General features: G+C 43.2%; 12 protein-coding genes, 2 tRNA genes and 3 pseudogenes. 9 read left to right on the top strand and 8 right to left on the bottom strand.

What is annotated here, in order from left to right; all coding sequences use genetic code 11:
• Positions 1-184, top strand: a pseudogene (locus F988_RS14215) (IS4-like element ISAba33 family transposase); the annotation flags it as partial.
• Between the two features lie 200 nt (positions 185-384).
• On the opposite strand, the gene F988_RS01045 reads toward F988_RS14215, so the two are convergent.
• The 6 genes and pseudogenes from F988_RS01045 to F988_RS15645 all read right to left on the bottom strand — a co-directional run bounded on the left by F988_RS01045 (position 385) and on the right by F988_RS15645 (position 5,359).
• Positions 385-1,437, bottom strand: coding sequence for an MBL fold metallo-hydrolase (locus F988_RS01045; protein ID WP_004680601.1), 1,053 nt, complete (start codon positions 1,435-1,437; stop codon positions 385-387).
• Positions 1,438-1,858: 421 nt separating this feature from the next.
• A complete protein-coding gene (locus F988_RS01050; RefSeq protein ID WP_004680602.1) occupies positions 1,859-2,467 on the bottom strand; it encodes a glutathione S-transferase family protein in 609 nt (202 codons plus the stop codon).
• 52 nt (positions 2,468-2,519) lie between these two features.
• Entirely contained in the window at positions 2,520-3,218 is a 699-nt protein-coding gene (locus F988_RS01055) for a helix-turn-helix transcriptional regulator (protein ID WP_004680604.1), read from the bottom strand.
• Positions 3,219-3,293: 75 nt separating this feature from the next.
• A complete protein-coding gene (locus tag F988_RS01060; protein WP_026040077.1) occupies positions 3,294-3,968 on the bottom strand; it encodes an HAD-IA family hydrolase in 675 nt (224 codons plus the stop codon).
• Between the two features lie 20 nt (positions 3,969-3,988).
• Positions 3,989-4,921 (bottom strand): RluA family pseudouridine synthase, encoded by a 933-nt coding sequence (locus F988_RS01065; protein WP_004637773.1) that lies wholly within the window; start codon positions 4,919-4,921, stop codon positions 3,989-3,991.
• A gap of 62 nt (positions 4,922-4,983) precedes the next feature.
• Positions 4,984-5,359, bottom strand: a pseudogene (locus F988_RS15645) (hypothetical protein).
• 354 nt (positions 5,360-5,713) lie between these two features.
• Between F988_RS15645 and F988_RS01070 the strand changes: the two are divergent.
• The 4 genes from F988_RS01070 (at position 5,714) to F988_RS01085 (ending at position 11,558) form a co-directional block, all read left to right on the top strand.
• The gene (locus F988_RS01070) at positions 5,714-9,064 is read left to right on the top strand and encodes an Rne/Rng family ribonuclease (RefSeq protein ID WP_004680609.1); all 3,351 of its coding nucleotides are present in this window, start codon (positions 5,714-5,716) and stop codon (positions 9,062-9,064) included.
• A gap of 247 nt (positions 9,065-9,311) precedes the next feature.
• Complete coding sequence (locus tag F988_RS01075) at positions 9,312-11,153, top strand: long-chain-acyl-CoA synthetase (RefSeq protein WP_004680611.1); 1,842 nt, start codon at positions 9,312-9,314, stop codon at positions 11,151-11,153.
• A gap of 230 nt (positions 11,154-11,383) precedes the next feature.
• Positions 11,384-11,459, top strand: a tRNA-Lys gene (locus F988_RS01080).
• 23 nt (positions 11,460-11,482) lie between these two features.
• Positions 11,483-11,558, top strand: a tRNA-Lys gene (locus F988_RS01085).
• Positions 11,559-11,682: 124 nt separating this feature from the next.
• Here F988_RS01085 and hemW read toward each other — a convergent pair.
• Complete coding sequence (gene hemW, locus F988_RS01090; protein WP_004680613.1) at positions 11,683-12,837, bottom strand: radical SAM family heme chaperone HemW; 1,155 nt, start codon at positions 12,835-12,837, stop codon at positions 11,683-11,685.
• 109 nt (positions 12,838-12,946) lie between these two features.
• Between hemW and F988_RS01095 the strand changes: the two genes are divergently transcribed.
• From F988_RS01095 to F988_RS01110, 4 genes are all read left to right on the top strand, one after another.
• Positions 12,947-13,408, top strand: a complete 462-nt coding sequence (locus tag F988_RS01095) for a DMT family transporter (RefSeq protein WP_004674497.1) — start codon at positions 12,947-12,949, stop codon at positions 13,406-13,408.
• 28 nt (positions 13,409-13,436) lie between these two features.
• The gene (locus tag F988_RS01100; RefSeq protein WP_004680617.1) at positions 13,437-14,798 is read left to right on the top strand and encodes an MATE family efflux transporter; all 1,362 of its coding nucleotides are present in this window, start codon (positions 13,437-13,439) and stop codon (positions 14,796-14,798) included.
• A 189-nt stretch (positions 14,799-14,987) separates the two neighbouring features.
• The gene (locus tag F988_RS01105; protein WP_004680619.1) at positions 14,988-16,280 is read left to right on the top strand and encodes an ABC1 kinase family protein; all 1,293 of its coding nucleotides are present in this window, start codon (positions 14,988-14,990) and stop codon (positions 16,278-16,280) included.
• Between the two features lie 72 nt (positions 16,281-16,352).
• Positions 16,353-17,267 (top strand): hypothetical protein, encoded by a 915-nt coding sequence (locus F988_RS01110; RefSeq protein WP_004680620.1) that lies wholly within the window; start codon positions 16,353-16,355, stop codon positions 17,265-17,267.
• Here F988_RS01110 and F988_RS01115 read toward each other — a convergent pair.
• Positions 17,229-17,740 (bottom strand): annotated as a pseudogene (locus F988_RS01115) (IS4-like element ISAba1 family transposase); the annotation flags it as partial. The gene F988_RS01110 and the pseudogene F988_RS01115 overlap by 39 nt on opposite strands.

Below are 17,740 nucleotides of genomic sequence, written 5' to 3' on the forward strand. Positions count from 1 at the left end.
TAATCAAAAAAAAGCGATAAAAATAAAGAAGCATGGACGACTCTCAATGAGTTTATTTCGCTATGGTTTAGACTATGTTCAAATGGCGATTCAGCATTTAATTGGTTTTGGGAAAAAAGAAGAGTTTAAGGAAATTTTGGCAATTTTAAGAAAGCAGAATCCTGATAGGATAAGGGTTCTGTGAAATTTGTCGTGTACAGAGCTGTTCCATAATGATTGGCTTAAAAAAGGCAATATCATCTTCACTAATAAAATCATGTGTTGCTCGAACAGAATCCTCCCAAACGGCTAGTAGTTCTGCATAGTTTTCAGGATGTACAGCGTCTAGGACCATAGTTTTCTCATATTTAAAAATAACAAATCAAGATTTAGCTTAATTAAGTTTTAAGCACGTATGAAATGCCCTTCACGAATACAATAAAAAGGACTAATCAATCTTGAAGATGATTTCATTGCATGCATCAATTCATTTTCTGGCGTATCACGGTCTTCATCCGTCAACTGAAAAGTTCGATAATGAATCGCCAAAGAACGGTGGGCATGGAGATCTAAATGAGCGTGGAATGCATCCTGTGGATTCATATGCACATAATGCATCAATTTACGCGGTTCATATGCACCGATAGGCAATAATGCAACTCTTGCATCACCATAACGTTCATGAATTTGTTTGAAGTGTCCCCCATAGCCAGAATCACCAGCAAAGAAACAATGCCCCGTTTTAGCTAAAAGTGAAAAGCCACCCCACAACGCCCGATTTTGATCTCTAAATCCTCGTCCAGAAGCATGCTGCGCAGGGGTATAAGCGATCTTTAATTCATCATGAAACGGTATCTCCTGCCACCAGTCCATTTCAATGACATGAAAGTATTTCGGCATGTAATAGCCATTGCCCAAACCCGTATAAATTGGCATTTCAAACTTCTGATGTAACCAATCCAGAGTTGCTAAATCCATGTGATCATAATGATTATGACTCAGCAAAACCCCATGAATAGTTGGCAAATGCTCTAAAGCTATGCCTGCGGTACACACACGCTGCGGCCCTCGCCCTTGTCTTGGGCTGGCATATTCACACCAAACAGGATCGGTCAAAAAATTATAAGGGCCGATTTGAATCAAAACAGTAGCATGACCAATAAACCACATTTGCCAATCATTGAGATCTGCATGCGGACGGTTTTGTGGCAATTCCAACATCTGATTACGCAGATTCAATTCTTGCGCAGGATCAACACGCCATGTAAAAGACTTACGCGTCGCAAGCCATTTAAATAAAGCTTTACGACCCAACGATGCTAAAGGTCTTTCTAGATTATAAAAACGATCAATACCAGAATGCTCAGAAGCCTCGTGTGGAAATGGAGGTTTCTCCCAAGTGTGGCTCAAGCAAGATTGTGTCGGCAATTGATAGGTTAATGTCGGCTTATCTTTCATGTACGTCTTCTTTGGTGGAATCCAATCGCATGAGGCATCAGCGAATATGTATTAAATGATAAGAAGTCTTTCAATCTAAATTTTATCAAATCAATAGATTGTATAATTTTTAAAGGATTTTATTTCATCCAAATCATCGACTTCAATCCTCACATAAGGTTCTTAGTTATGCTGATTTTCTCTAGTCGAGTCAATATAATTTTATTGCTGATCCTCATTGTTTACTTAATTTATGTAAGCTGACGTAATCCATTTTTTCCAAAACCTAAAATGAATAAAAAAACAGCCGATTAATACGACTGTTTTCTGCTTTCGTTTATTAGAACTGTTTCATCACTATTTAGCCTCTTTATATTTCTCCCATAGGGGCATGAGGAACGTTTGAAGTTTCACAAGGGAATTGATGAAAGAAATCTATTTTTTATACGTTACTAAAAAATGCAGCGAACTGTTGATAACTTGGTCGTTGGCTGACATTTTCTAAATAACGTTCTATTGCAGGATGAGGTTCTATTTCATTCATTTTTAACTGCCAAAATAACATCGCGGCGACCATCACATCCGCCGCAGTAAACTGAGCCCCACATAAATATGGATCCGCTGCACTTAAGCCTTGCACAAAAGCAGTATAAACATCTTGATCGTCACCATATCCAACAAACATCTTCTGTTCTGGTTTTATTGTTATACCGAGCATTTTATTGGTCGATGCAGCATCCCACGGTCCAGAAATGAAGAATAACCAACGATAATAAACACCACGTTGCGGATCATTTAACGCTGGCGCTAAGCCTTTCTCTGCAAACTTATCGGTCAAATAAGCGCAAATAGCCCCCAACTCATAGATCACCACATCATCATCAACCAGAACAGGTACTTTCCCAAAAGGATTCATTTTTAAATATTCAGGTGTTTTCATTTCCGTATCAAAAGCAACTTCAATGCGTTCACATTCAATACCCAGTTCGATTAACAACCAATCGACAACAACACCACGTGAAAAAGAATTTGTATATAGTTTTAGAGCCATTTTGATATTTCCTTGTTTATTTGGTCTTATTTAAATTTAATACTTGTGATTGTCAGTTTTTGTCAGTAGTCGAATGGCAAACTTCTTGTATCCACCATTGTTGGAAAAGTTGTTGTTTAAAATGAGGATATAACTCTTGGCTTAAACTCAATTGCTGTATGCGATCTATTCTGAAATGTCGAAAGCCATTACGCAGTTCACACCATGCTGCTAAAACGATACGATCATTAAAATATCCTAATGCAAATGGCCACAATACTCTTGAACTGACTCGTTGCTGCTCATCGGCATAATCAACCATGATTTTGACTTGTTGACGAATCGCAATTCGAACCTGCTCGACTAACTGCTCATCTACAGGCAACCATGTTTGAATTGATCTTAGCGTGGTTTGTTGTAGTAGATGCTGACAATTCGTAGGTAGCACCGCATTCAGTTTTGCCAATACAGAAGTTGATGCTGATTTTAGGGCTTGATCAGGAATCTCACTTAACCAGTTTAATGCCAAGAAAATAGCTTCAATTTCGGTTTCATTTAATGTCATCGGTGGAAGTAAGAAGTTTTCTTTCAGTTGAAAACCTAGACCCGCAGCAGCATCAATATTTACCCCTTGCTCTCGCAAACTCTCAATATCACGATAAACACTACGCTGACTGATCCGTAAACGTTCCGCCAGTACCTTTGCTGTTACTGGATATCGATATTCTCTTAATAATTGCAAAAGATTGAGCAAACGAATTGAGCGACTCATGGTTTCCCTATTGCTTTGTTATTATTGTCTGATGGGAGAGCATACTCCCCCACCTTAGTGTAATGCTTAAACCACTTAACTCTCTGAGAGTGCCGTCGATTGTATCATCCCTTGCAAATAATCATGCAATTGTTGCACATTATCCGCAATCGTAAGCGGTTGATAACGTTGTAACGTTTCAACACTATGCACGCCATAACTGACGCCGATTCTTGGCATATTCAGATTTTGTGCCATCTCAAGATCATAACTGGTATCTCCCACCATAATGGCGCGATCCACAGCCACATCCATCTCTGAAATGATTTCTTTTAACATCAATGGATCTGGTTTCGATCTTGTTTCACTCGCCGCACGGGTAATATCAAAAATGTCATGGCTATTGGTTTGTCCAAGCACCCGATCCAAGCCTTTACGGCTTTTGCCCGTCGCAACAGCAAGTTTTAAACCTTGTTGCTTTAAATCTGCGAGTAGTTCAGCAACCCCATTAAACCAGACATCACCCTTCGAGTTCGCCACATAATGATCCGCATAACATTGCAAAATATCCTGCTGTAAATGAGGCACTTGTGGAAATAAGATTTGCATGACCTCAGGCAAACCCAAACCAATAATACTTTTCGCAGCGTCATTGCTCAGCGGCTGTTCAAATTGTTGTGCAGCATGCTGCAAACTTGCCACAATTTGCCCAACAGAATCAAATAAGGTTCCATCCCAATCAAAAATCACCAACTCCACATTTTGACGCATGATGATGTTCTCAATTTGATTCATGATTGCTTTCTCAACTCATCAATTAACTGCTGCATATCTTCAGGCATGGGTGCTTCAATGGTTGGATAATTTGGAATCTCTAAACGCATGGCATGTAAACACAAACGTCGCGCTTCAGGCCCTGAATACGCTGTATTGTGCCCATATTTATCATCACCAATCAGTGGATGACCAATACTTAAACCATGTACACGAATTTGATGGGTACGACCTGACAAAGGCGAAGCATGCACCAGAGTTGCTGTTTTAAAACGCTCAGCCACCTTCCATTCTGTTTTACTGGGCTTACCTTCTTTGGTGACACGCACACGGCGTTCACCATTAGCCAGTTCATAACGCAATAAAGGTGCGTCAATCAACTGCTTATCCAAGCTGACCTGTCCTTTGACAATCGCCGCATAGGTTTTTTGAATTTTATGCTCACGCAGTAGGTCTTGTAGCAATTTTAAGGTGCTACGCTTTTTACTGATCATCACCAAGCCAGAAGTGTCTCGGTCAATCCGATGAATCAGTTCTAAATATTTTTTTCCTGTCGCCGCACGTAAAGCCTCAATCAAGCCATATGCGACACCACTACCGCCATGTACTGCAATACCGGAAGGCTTATTGACCACCAATAAACCTTCATCTTCATAGACGACACGGCTCAATAAGCTTTGAGCAACGCTATCACTCACAGGCGCAGCCGTTTCATCTTTTTGCTCATAACGAATCGGTGCAACACGAATCTGGTCACCAATCTGCAACCGTGTTTCTGCTTTTATTCTTTTTTTATTGACACGTACTTGTCCTTCACGAATCAAACGATAGATTCGACTTTTTGGAACACCTTTTAATCGGGTAAATAAAAAGTTGTCTATTCGCTGCCCGTCTTGATGCTCATCCACGTCAAACCAAGTGACACTTTGCCATTGTTGTGTAGAATTCATACGCTCGATTTATCCAAGATTTGCTAAATATGATTAAAAAATGATCATTTAGCTAAGTTATTTCACAAGAAACCTAAACTTAGCCCATAGGCAGATGCCGCAAGGTTTGATATATTCAGCGCACGGATACCACCGTAAGTGAGCATCAAATCAAAAATTTTATTTAGATAAAATTTTAAATCGATGAGATATTCACCAACAGCTCGGATAGGTCCTAAAGAATTATGCCGACGCCGAAGGCTTATTATATCGGCAAAATGACAAACTGTTGCGTTTAATTGTGCATCTGCACATAGGGTTTATTGATATTTCAATATACCCTGCGGTTTGTCCAGAAAAAATATGTTGCCAACAGGTTTGTTGGCTATTAAATGTAAACTGATCCACATCAGACAATTTGCTCCCTGATGCCGCATTCAGGCTAAAGCGTTGATGCATTGGAACTGCCAGGCGAAGATACGATGATCATTCCGTATCAGGACGTCCAAATGGGGCGGCCTTAATGCTTAATGACAGTGAAAGTCATCACATCCAATGCACCGCTCACCCGCCAGTGAAGCGCACAGGAAACTTGGATCATTTAGGGTCCAGTGATATATCACGGTGCCCAGGATTGAAGCAGGATTGCCGACATCGAAATAACCGTATCAGAACCCAGAACTGGATTTACAGTCAGTGGTTTCAGAGCTTCGCATATCAAAGCTGCTCCTGAGTCTTGATCACGCCAATTTGATGTTTGCTCAAAAATAGCGAGCGAGTTGTTTGTGTGTATCACTATTAGGTGTCACACCCATGAAACGTATGCTGATTAATGCAACCCACGCTGAAGAGGTTCGCGTTGCACTTATCACTGGTAGTCGTCTTTACGATTTTGATCTGGAAAATCGTACTCGCGAACAGAAAAAATCAAACATCTATAAAGGTCATGTCACTCGTGTTGAACCGTCTCTAGAAGCGGTTTTTGTCGAGTACGGCGCTCAGCGCCAGGGCTTTTTATCAATGCGGGAAATTGCAAACTCGTATTTCAAGGCGGACCCACGCCAAACCTCCAACATCCGTGAACTGATCACCGAAGGCACAGAATTATTGGTCCAGGTTGAAAAAGAGGAACGTGGCAACAAGGGTGCCGCGCTTTCAACTTTCATTTCACTGGCTGGCCGTTATCTGGTTCTGATGCCAAACAATCCGAAAGGTGGTGGCATCAGCCGTCAGATTTCAGGTTCTGTGCGCGAAGAACTCAAAGAAATTCTATCTTCTTTAAATTTACCTCGTGGCATGAGCGTCATTGTTCGTACTGCGGGTATCGGTCGCTCACAGGAAGAACTGCAACTTGACCTACAGCATTTGCTGGACCTTTGGGCACAAATTCAGGGTACGGCAAGTTCTGGTCCATCACCAATGCTGGTGCATCAGGAAGCGGGTGTGGTGACACGCGCCATCCGTGACTATCTACGTGATGACGTTGCTGAAATCCTGATTGATAGCGAACAGGCCTATAATGAAGCTTACAACTTCGTTAAAGCTGTGATGCCACGTCAGCTGGACAAGTTAAAAACCTATACCCAGAATGAGCCATTATTTGCTCATTTCGGTATCGAAAGCCAAATCCAGACTGCTTATGAACGTGAAGTAAAACTTCCTTCTGGCGGTTCAATCGTGATTGACCAAACCGAGGCGCTGGTTTCCATCGATATTAACTCGGCGAAATCAACCCGTGGTCATGATGTTGAAGAAACCGCATTAAATACCAACCTTGAAGCGGCTGAGGAAATTGCGCGTCAACTTCGTTTACGCGATATTGGTGGTTTGGTGGTGATCGACTTTATCGACATGGCCAAGGACCGCAACCAGCGCATGGTTGAGGCGAAACTTCGTGAAGCAACTCAAAGTGACCGCGCACGTATCCAGTTCGGCCAGCTTTCACGTTTTGGCCTGATGGAAATGAGTCGTCAGCGTTTGCGCCCATCGCTTGAGGAAGCAACGGGCTATGTGTGCCCACGCTGTCATGGCACAGGCATGGTACGCGACCTACGCTCCCTTTCACTTTCAATTATGCGTAAAGTGGAAGAAATTGCATTACGTGAACGTCAAGGCGAGGTACAGGTAGAAGTCCCTGTGGAAATCGCTGCATTCCTGTTGAATGAAAAGCGTCACAGCCTTGTATATCTGGAACAAACCTCCAATGTGCGTGTCACCATTCTGCCGCATCCACATTTGGAAACGCCACATTATGAAATCCAGTACAATCCAGCAGGCTTTGCGCCATCCAGCTATGAACGCACTGAAGCGACCCGTGACAGTGAAAAACAACTGGGTTATGAGTCTTCTGAATGGCATCTGGAAGAAGCTGAGCACAGTCATGCTGCTCCAGCACAGCAGCAGGCGACAGCGCCACAGAAAAAGGCTATAACACAGCAAGGCACTGCCCAGCCAAAACAGGCACAGGCAGCAGCGTCAAAAGCAGCAAGCCCTTGCGCATGGTTAGAGAACCTGTTTGTTCAAAAACAGGCTCAGACCATTGATCAGTCCCGCTCTGCACAAAATGCGGCGTCAGCTATTGAACAGATGATCAATAATGGCGCTGTGAGCCGTGGTCAATTCGGCCAGGTTGAGACAGCTGCAATTGCGGAAACAACAGCAAATAATGTCTATATTTCCCAGACACCTGTAAAGCAGGAAACTCGCGAAGCGTTTGAGAAAGACGAAAAACTGAACCGTCCAAATCAGTCTCAAAACCCAAAGAAACGTAAGCATAAAGAGCAACGTGAACAGCATGTACTTGCCCATGAGCAACAAAATCAGGTGCATGAGGAAGTTGTTCAACTGTCACGTCAGGAACAGCGTCAAGAGCAACGTGACCTGAAACGCCAGCAAAAACGTCCGCAGGAATCACAAAACCAGCAACAGCAAAATGATGCTGTTCATGGAAATGATACCTCTGTACCGTTGCCACGTCGTGACCGTCATAGCCAGCAGCGTCCAAACCGCCCGAACCGTCACCGTGACCAAAGTGTTCTCAACGAAACGCCTGTTGCAGTTGAGGCTGCATCCAATCCACAGCAGCTTAAAGTTGATGTGATTGATACACCTCGCACTGAACCAATGAATACGGCATTGATCGTCAACATTGATCAGGGACAAAGTGAAATTGTTGCGCTCAATCCACAGCAGACCACTGCGCCAGCACCACAGGCCGAGCCAGTAAAAGCGGTTGTGAGGGCTGCTGAAACAACTGCGCCTGTTCAGGCAGAGCAGGTTGCTGCTGAAACAACACCAGTTGAAGAGGCAACCCAGGCACCAGCGAAACGTGCAAGCAATGATCCACGTTCACGCCCTCGTCAGCGTGGGGCGCAAAGCAGCCAAAAAATGGCAGCAAAAATTGCACCATCGCAAATTCCAGCGTTGGGACAATACACCATGGGTGGCCTGATTCGTCATATTTATGGTGAAGACTGCAAATTCCTGATTGAGCAGTTTGGTTTGGTGACTACATTCAACCGTGCCTTGCAGAAGTTCGCTGAACAATATGCCAGCACCCTGGTGGTTGAAACAGCTGCTGAGGAAAAGCGCCCTGTTACACGTGATGTAGAACTTCCACGCCAGAAGCCAACCGAAGAAGCTGAACCAGCACCTGTATTGCCATTAACACCACCAGAAGCATCCGCTTCGCGTGTTGCCAACGATCCACGTGAACGTCGTCGTTTAGCAAAACTTGCGGCTGAGCAAGCAAAAGAGGAGCATCTGGCTTCCAATATAGCGCCTGGTGCCCCTGTAGAAAGCACTGAAACCACGCAAGAAGTGCAGGAAACAGCAATTGCGACTGTTGTTGCGCAAAACACTGTTGGTGATGCAGCACCTGAACAACAGGCACTGGCACTTACAAATGAAGAAATGCCTGTGGTGGTGGAAGAAACAGCACCTGTTGAAGCAGTTGAGTCAGCGCAAGCTGCTGTTGAGACTGAAACTGCGGTGGTTACAGATGCAGTTGAAGCAGTGCAGACTATTGAAAACACTGAACCAGTCGCAAGCACTGAAGAAACAGATGTGGAAGATGAAGCTGCCAAAGCGGAAAAGGAGAAATCTACCCGCCCTCGCCGCCCTCGTGGACGACCACCGAAAAAGAGTATCGTTGGCAATGAATAATTTGCTAAATTACACTCAATAAGCAAAAGCCTAATCATTTCGATGATTAGGCTTTTTTGTTACTGTAAAATGTAGCGTCATTGAGATATTGTAAGAGAGCTAGGCCCTTGCGCTGCTTTAGACGCAGCTCAGGTTGATTGCTCTAGGGAATCGCCACTAAAAGCAGCATCAACAGCAAAGATGTTAAATGGTAGTGTTCCAAAAAATAGCCACTTCTTGGATTGATCAAAAAATAAACAGGATTGATATGAGCCAAACTACGCAGACCGATATTATTACCATTGGTGATGTCGCAACCCGACTTCCGAACTTCATTACCAAAGTACCTCATATCCTCAGTGGTCTTAAACAGGCATATTTGCGGACACCAGCCTCTCCAACTGGTTTAGGGATCGCATTTGAAAAAGCAGTAAAGCGTAACCCACAAGGTATTGCACTGTTATTTGAAGATCAAAGCTATAGCTATCGAGCACTAAATGAATGGGCAAACCAGATTGCACATTACTATTTGTCTCTTGGCGCAAAAAAGGGTGATGTTATTGCGGTGATGGTTGAAAACCGTCCTGAACTGATTGCTACGATTGTTGCTTTAGCTAAAATTGGTGTCACGATCGCACTCGTAAACACATCACAAGTCGGTAAAGTCCTTGCTCATAGCATTAATTTGGTTAATCCAATTGCAGTGATTGCAGGTGAAGAAGTCCGTGCTGCGATTGATGAAGCTCGCCCAGAATTAAAAGTGCCACAAGACCGTTTCCACTGGTTTGCTGACCAGGAAACGCGCAAGCATGCTGGTACTGCACCTAAAGACTATGTCAATCTTGCCCAGCAAATTGATCAATTCCCGAAATTCAATCCATCCACCACACGTACAGTGACAGGTAAGGATGGCCTGTTCTATATCTATACTTCTGGTACAACAGGTCTGCCTAAGGCGGTTATTTTCACCCACAGCCGCTGGACGCTAGCTTATGGTACATACGGCCATATCCTTAATCTTGGCAAGGATGACGTGATGTATGTGACCCTGCCACTTTACCATGCAACAGGTGTGGTGGTGTGCTGGTGTGGCGTGATTGCGGGTAGTGCAACACTTGCGGTACGTCGTAAATATTCAACCAGTGCATTCTGGAAAGATGTTCAAAAATTCAATGCATCTGCGATTGGTTATGTTGGTGAGCTTTGCCGTTACCTCATTGATGCGCCGACAACGGAACTTGATCGCGCCCACCGTGTCACCAAAATGATTGGTAACGGTATGCGTCCAAACATCTGGGGCAAATTCAAGGAACGTTTTGGTGTGCAGGAGGTTCTTGAACTTTATGCATCAAGTGAAGGCAATGTTGGCTTTAGCAACATCTTCAACTTTGACAATACCGTGGGCTTCTCTCCTACCCCTTATGCCATTGTTGAGTTTGACAAGGAAAAGAATGAGCTTGTCCGTGACAAGAAAGGCCACTGCAAGAAAGTGAAGACAGGTGAAGTGGGCCTGCTGATTGGCAAAATTACCAGTCGTTCCCCGTTTGATGGCTATACCGATCCTGAAAAGAACAAGTCGGTTATTCTTAAGGATGTATTTACCAAGGGTGATTCATACTTCAATACAGGTGACCTGGTTCGTGACATCGGTTTCCGCCATGCACAGTTCGTGGACCGTTTAGGCGACACTTTCCGATGGAAAGGTGAAAACGTATCCACCACCGAAGTTGAAAACATGGTTTGCGAATACCACAAGATCGCAGAAGCGGTGGTTTATGGCGTGGAAATTCCAAATACCAATGGCCGTGCAGGTATGGCTGCAATCACGCTTGTGGATGGTGAAGAACTGAATGAAGCTGATTTAAGCGCTATGGTGAACGTATTCAAGAAATACCTGCCATCATACGCAATCCCAGTATTCCTTCGCGTTCAGGCCAAGGTTGAAACCACAGGCACATTTAAGTATCAGAAAAACAAGCTGAAAGAAGATGCCTTTAATCCAGCCAAAACGTCTGAACGTTTGTTGGTGTTATTACCAGGCGCAATAGCCTATTGCGATGTAAATGCTGAAATCTTTAACAATATTCAAAATTATCAGTACCGCTTTTAGTTTATTTTTTAGCTAAACGAGAGGAAATCGTGTTTTTTATAAACAATCATTCGCATGATTTACAATTTCCTCTTGTGTTAGCTGAATAAATTGCTAGAATACGCAACATCAAAACGATGCAGTGTTTGAAAGATTTATCTTTCCTCTGATTGCTTAGGATCCAAGACCAAAGAAAGTCATAGATTTTCTCTTGCGCTCGGGTAAAGCGTTGCTTTACTTATCCTCGCTCAGGGTCGTTAGCTCAGTTGGTAGAGCAGCGGACTTTTAATCCGTTGGTCCCGCGTTCGAGTCGCGGACGACCCACCACTTTATAGTTTTGATCATTATCTGGGTCGCTAGCTCAGTCGGTAGAGCAGCGGACTTTTAATCCGTTGGTCCCGCGTTCGAATCGCGGGCGACCCACCAGATTCTAAAAAACCTCATCTTAAATGATGAGGTTTTTTATTTTGTGCGGACTATCTTTCTAAAAGATGACAACAAATAATAGATTACTTTAAGCATTCTTGCTCAAAGCAATCTTGCAGCTAAATTATAAAAAACTTTCCAACACCGAATTTAAAAACACATGCCCCTGTTTAGTACATGAGATGCGGTTTAAATCGTTAATCAATAAATTCTTTTCACGCAATTGGTTCAATGTTTTATTCAGGTCATTTAGATCAAGTCCTGTACACTGTCCATAAAGTTCGGCATTAACTCCATCATTTAAACGCAATGCATTCATCATAAATTCAAAAGGCAATTCATCGGCTTCAATCTTTTTCATCTGGAGATGATCCGCAGGAACCTTGGCTAAATAATCCCTAGGCAAACGGGTTTTCTGAAAACGATAAATTCCATCTGGACGGGTGACCTTAGCATGTGCCCCCGCTCCGATTGCCAAATAATCGCCAAACTGCCAATAGTTCAGGTTGTGCGCTGATGCCTGTTCTTTACGCCATGCGGAAACCTCATAATTGATAAAGCCCTGTGCCTTTAAATAAGCTTCGCCCTGCTCCTGTATCTGCTCCAACAGTTCATCCTGCGGAAGCACAGGTTGGGTACGGAAGAAAACGGTATTCGGCTCAATGGTCAACTGATACCAACTGATATGGGTTGCGCCTTGCTCTACCGCAAGTTTGAGGTCAGTTAAAGCCTGTTCAAGGGTTTGTTGCGGTAAACCATGCATTAAATCCACATTAACACGCTCAAAGCCTGCCTGCCGCGCCTGCTGAATGGCACTGAGCGCATTATCGGCAGAATGAATCCTTCCCAAACGCTGTAAATGTTCCGTATTAAAACTTTGCACACCAATCGACAATCGGTTAATGCCCGCGGCAAGATAATCTGCAAAAGGATCATGCTCAACCGTTCCTGGGTTGGCTTCCAAAGTAATTTCGCAATCAGGTTCAAAGTCCAGACGAGCCCTGAGCCGTTCAAATAACCATGTGTAGCCCTGTGCAGAAATCAGCGATGGTGTCCCCCCCCCAATAAAAACGCTATGGATAGAGCGCCCTTGTGCCATTTCCAGCTGAGTTTCAAAGTCAGCCACCAATGCCGCCAGATACTGCTGTTCCAGGTCGGTAGACAATTGACCATCAGGTACAGCATGTGAGTTAAAGTCACAGTATGGGCACTTTCGCACACACCAAGGCATATGGATATATAGTGAAAGTGGAATAAGGGCTGGATTTAATGCACTCAAAATATAAGCTCAATAACAGAACTTAATTATTTTAACATGACTCGACTAATCAACGGCTCATCATCTATGTTATGTATGAGAATTACCAAGAATAATGAATGATATAAATATGATCAAACTCTCAAGCCAGTTACTTTTTATCATTCCCCTCGCTTTGGGAATTGGTATTGCAATGGCCTTTCAAACTGCAATAAATACCCAGCTTAAAACATATTTACATTCGCCCATACAGGCCGCTTTTATTTCATTTTTGTTTGGTACAATTATTCTTGCGGTTATGGTCTATTTCCAGGGCGCAGCAAAGCCAAGTTTAAGTGAACTCTTACACATTCCGTGGTTCTTGTGGCTGGGTGGGATACTTGGGGTTTATGCAATTAGTACGAGCATCTATACTGCACCTAAACTTGGCTTCTTAACATTTACGGGTTTGGTCATTTTCGGACAGCTTGTCATTTCCATGTTACTGGATCATTTTGGCTGGTTAGGGACAGAGAAAACCCCTATCAACTGGCAGCGCCTACTGGGCGGTATTGTCATTTTCCTTGGTGTTTTACTGACTTTACAACGCTGATTTTTCACAATTTTAAAGAGTATTTTTTGTGCCCCACACCCACACTGCACGGTTTGAACTTAAGCAACTGTTTCACCTGATGTTACCCATCCTGATTACACAGTTCGCCCAAGCGGGTTTAGGCTTGATTGACACGATTATGGCAGGCCACTTATCCGCAGCCGACCTTGCCGCAATCGCGATTGGTGTGGGCCTGTGGATTCCAATTATGCTGCTGTTTGCAGGCATCATGATTGCCACCACCCCACTGGTTGCGGAAGCACGGGGCGCAAAAACCCCTGAGAAAATCCCAACCATTGCACGCCAGTCCTTATGGGTTGCCGCAATTCTTGGAGTGGTTGCCATGTTGATCTTACAGGGTATGCCGTTCTTTTTACCCCTGTTTGGTGTGCCTGAAAGCTTACTCCCCAAAGCCAGCCTGTTCCTGCATGCCATTGGTTTTGGCATGCCCGCAGTAATGATGTACGCCGCCCTGCGCAGTTATTCCGAGGCATTGGGACATCCCCGTCCTGTTACAGCAATTAGCCTACTTGCCTTATTGGCGCTGATTCCCCTGAACCTTGTTTTCATGTATGGATTTGGTCCTATTCCAGCATTGGGAAGCGCAGGCTGTGGCTTTGCCACGGCCATCTTGCAATGGCTGATGTTCATCACTTTAGCCATCTATATTTCCAGAGCTCAGGCTTACAAACAGGCACCGATCTTTACCCAATGGGAAAAACTGGACCTAGGCTGGACAAAACGTATTCTAAAACTGGGCTTTCCGATTGGTCTGGCGGTTTTCTTTGAGGTGAGTATCTTTAGTACAGGTGCAATTGTCCTCAGTCCATTAGGGGAAAATGCAATTGCAGCACACCAGATCGCCATTTCCGTCACGTCACAACTGTTTATGATTCCGCTATCGTTAGCGATAGCCTTAACCATTCGGGTTGGCATGTATTATGGCGAAAAAAACTGGCTCGCCATGCGTCAGGTACAAAAAGTCGGGTTGATCAGTGCGACCATCTTTGCCGCCTGTACCATGGCCCTGATTGCCTTGGCCCGTCCCTATATCGTGGCGATTTATACCAATGATGTACACATCATGCCGATTGCCATGTACCTGCTCTGGTTCGCAATCGCATATCAATTGGTGGATGGCTGGCAGGTCAGTGCGGCAGGCTGTCTACGTGGCATGCAGGATACACAGGCTCCGATGTGGATTACCCTGATGGCGTATTGGGTGGTGGCTTTTCCAATTGGCTTGTACTTGGCCCGCTATACCATTTGGGGCGTGGCGGGTGTTTGGCTGGGCCTGATCATTGGCTTAACCATTGCCTGTGTCCTGTTGATTGGTCGTTTATATTTGAATAATAAACGTTTAATGCAACTGACAAGCTCAAATCCATAAGCAACAGCTCCTATTCAGTTACTATGATAAGGCTAGCGTGGATACTGCCCTCATGATAGTAAACCCCAACAAGATGGAGTGATTGATTCATAAGACTTACACGACTTAACATTTTCATCTAGGCAATTTAAGTTTTGTCGCCTATGATCAAGGTATCGCTTAAAATCAGATCACAGAGGTCCAACCATCATGGCAAAGCATGCAAGTTCTCCCAGTAAACGCTTTCTAAAACTGGCGGGCATGACTGCAAGCATCGCCAGCAAAAGCGTTGCCAATTCCATTCGTAACCTGACTGCAGATGAAGAACAAAAAAATGCGGCGCGTAGCCAGCTTTTTCAGGAAATCGGTTTACAGATTGCTGATACACTTGGAGAAATGAAAGGCGCAGTGATGAAAGTCGGACAGATCGCCTCACAATACAAAGACATTTTCCCACCTGAAGTCGCCAATGCGATCTCAAAACTACAACGCCAAGCCCCAGCCATGCCTTTTGCTGAAATCAAGCAGCAGGTCGAAAAAGAACTGGGTAAGCCACTGAATGAGATTTTTACCTCATTTGAGCCAGAGCCTTTTGCGGCAGCCTCAATTGGTCAGGTACATCGTGCAGTACTTCCTGATGGTCAGGCGGTTGTGGTGAAAGTGCAATATCCTGGCGTTGACCAAGCCTGTGAAAGTGACTTAAAGCAGGTCCGTCTTGCCCTGCGTTTAATGGGTGTTTTAAAGATTGATAAAAAATTACAGGATCAGTTGTTTCAAGAGATTCAGGATAGCCTTTCCGCAGAATTAAACTACGAAATTGAGGCGCAGAATCTGGAAGTATTTAAGACTTTCCATGAACAGCTTGATGATCAAGTAATTATTCCAACCGTGTATAAACAATATTCTTCGCGAAGGGTACTCACGCTAAGTCTGGAACAGGGCGAATCCATTGAAACCGCAAGCACATGGTCGGTTGAAACCCGCAACCAGATTGGCCGCCGCCTGATCCGTGCCCTCGGACAGGAAATGTTCTTCCTGAAACGCTTCCATTGTGACCCACATCCAGGCAATTTTGCTTTTCGGGAAGATGGCAGTGTCATCATCTACGACTATGGCAGTGTCAAAACCCTTTCACCAGAACTGATTCAGCACTTCAAGGCACTGGTCAATGCTGCACGTCAGGAGGATATTGCCCAGGTTGAAGATTTACTGGTTGAACTGCATTCAATTGCTGAAAAACAGAAATTCCCAAGTGAGCTGTACGTGCAGTGGATAGAGGTGCTGTTGCGTCCATTGAACACACATTATGACTTTGCCGAAAACTCATCCCATCACGATGGCATGCGTCTGGTGAAAAAATCATTGAAATACTGGGATGTGTTTAAGCCATCTCCAGATACATTAATGGTCAACCGTACCATTTCAGGACATTATTGGAACCTGATTCATCTAAAAGTCCATGATAATTTAAATGATCTTTTTGAAGAATTAGTGCCAAGTTAATAACAGTATCGGCTTTAAAAATGGAGATAAATCTCCAAAATACATTATAAAGTTAAATTGGAAATTTAAGTAATGAATATACATGATTTACGAGAAGCACAAGTCCGACATGAAAATAGAAAAGAAGAAATCCTCAACTCTAGAAAGGAACTATATCAACTTCGCTCGAAGTTTATAAAATATTTCAACCGTAACAAAATTTTCAAGATGGAAATAGATGACTATGTTATAGGTGTCCATTCACATAAGAATAATTCAAACCTTATAAACAACTTTTGTTATGGACTTGAAAGGCAATTGGACGGACTAGGAAGAACTCTTGGTGCAACCGCATTTAAATTCGGTGTTTATTATGGTCAGGTGGAATCAGACAAAACAGATAAATACCGTTTCGTCAAAAAATTTGGTACTACGCATCAAGAAGCATTTCAGAATGTCAAAACAGCACTCATAGAATTAATAAATTCAGGGGAAAATGAAAAGATTGAAGAAATTGTAGAAAATCCACTTTCACCAATGTTTAAAGGAAAAATTCTCAGCACTTACTTTCCCGATAGATATCTCAATATTTTTTCCGATAAACATCTTAATTTTTTTATATCACAATTCGATCTAGACACAGTTGATCTAATTAATAAAGACCCTGTATATAAAAGAGAGGCTCTATTTAATTTCAAAAATCAAGACCCAGTTATGCAAAATTGGTCAATGGATATGTTTGTGACCTTTCTATACACAGAATATCCGATAAAACCTGTAAAAGAGAATCAGCAGAACATAACACATGATGGAGACCCATTAGCAGGTTATAGAACTCCAAACTTTCCGCCCAATCAATCACCAACTTTTATCGACTTGGAAATATTGTCACCTACTCCAACAAAAACAGTAAAATCTAACCATAGCTCTAAAATAAATTATGAAAAACAACTCTGTACACGACAAATTTCACAGAACCCTTATCCTATCAGGATTCTGCTTTCTTAAAATTGCCAAAATTTCCTTAAACTCTTCTTTTTTCCCAAAACCAATTAAATGCTGAATCGCCATTTGAACATAGTCTAAACCATAGCGAAATAAACTCATTGAGAGTCGTCCATGCTTCTTTATTTTTATCGCTTTTTTTTGATTATGTTGCCATTCACCCGTTAAGTAACACCAACAGAAGCTTATAGCTAACACCGCAATCAATTTTTTCACTCGTCTAGGGTCTGTCAAGCGCGTATTTTCAAGATTAAACCCGCGTCCTTTGAGACAACTGAATAAGGTTTCAATTTCCCAGCGTAATGCATAATCCTGAATAGCATTGGCATTAAACTGAGGAGAAACGACGAGTAAAAGCTCTCCATTTTCTAACTGTAGTGCACTTATATATAGTTTCACCCGACCAACCAAAATCCGTCGTTTACGACATTCAATTTGACCAACTTTAAGATGGCGAAATAAATCACTAATTTTAT

The sequence above is a fragment of the Acinetobacter parvus DSM 16617 = CIP 108168 genome (assembly GCF_000368025.1).
GTDB lineage: Bacteria > Pseudomonadota > Gammaproteobacteria > Pseudomonadales > Moraxellaceae > Acinetobacter > Acinetobacter parvus.

Bases quoted from the DNA above. Each gene is read 5' to 3' on its own strand.
- F988_RS01060 (WP_026040077.1), bottom strand. From the start codon at position 3,968: ATGCGTCAAAATGTGGAGTTGGTGATTTTTGATTGGGATGGAACCTTA.
- F988_RS01065 (WP_004637773.1), bottom strand. From the start codon at position 4,921: ATGAATTCTACACAACAATGGCAAAGTGTCACTTGGTTTGACGTGGAT.
- F988_RS01095 (WP_004674497.1), top strand. From the start codon at position 12,947: ATGATCAAACTCTCAAGCCAGTTACTTTTTATCATTCCCCTCGCTTTG.
- F988_RS01050 (WP_004680602.1), bottom strand. From the start codon at position 2,467: ATGGCTCTAAAACTATATACAAATTCTTTTTCACGTGGTGTTGTTGTC.
- F988_RS01055 (WP_004680604.1), bottom strand. From the start codon at position 3,218: ATGAGTCGCTCAATTCGTTTGCTCAATCTTTTGCAATTATTAAGAGAA.
- F988_RS01075 (WP_004680611.1), top strand. From the start codon at position 9,312: ATGAGCCAAACTACGCAGACCGATATTATTACCATTGGTGATGTCGCA.
- F988_RS01045 (WP_004680601.1), bottom strand. From the start codon at position 1,437: ATGAAAGATAAGCCGACATTAACCTATCAATTGCCGACACAATCTTGC.
- F988_RS01070 (WP_004680609.1), top strand. From the start codon at position 5,714: ATGAAACGTATGCTGATTAATGCAACCCACGCTGAAGAGGTTCGCGTT.
- F988_RS01110 (WP_004680620.1), top strand. From the start codon at position 16,353: ATGAATATACATGATTTACGAGAAGCACAAGTCCGACATGAAAATAGA.
- F988_RS01105 (WP_004680619.1), top strand. From the start codon at position 14,988: ATGGCAAAGCATGCAAGTTCTCCCAGTAAACGCTTTCTAAAACTGGCG.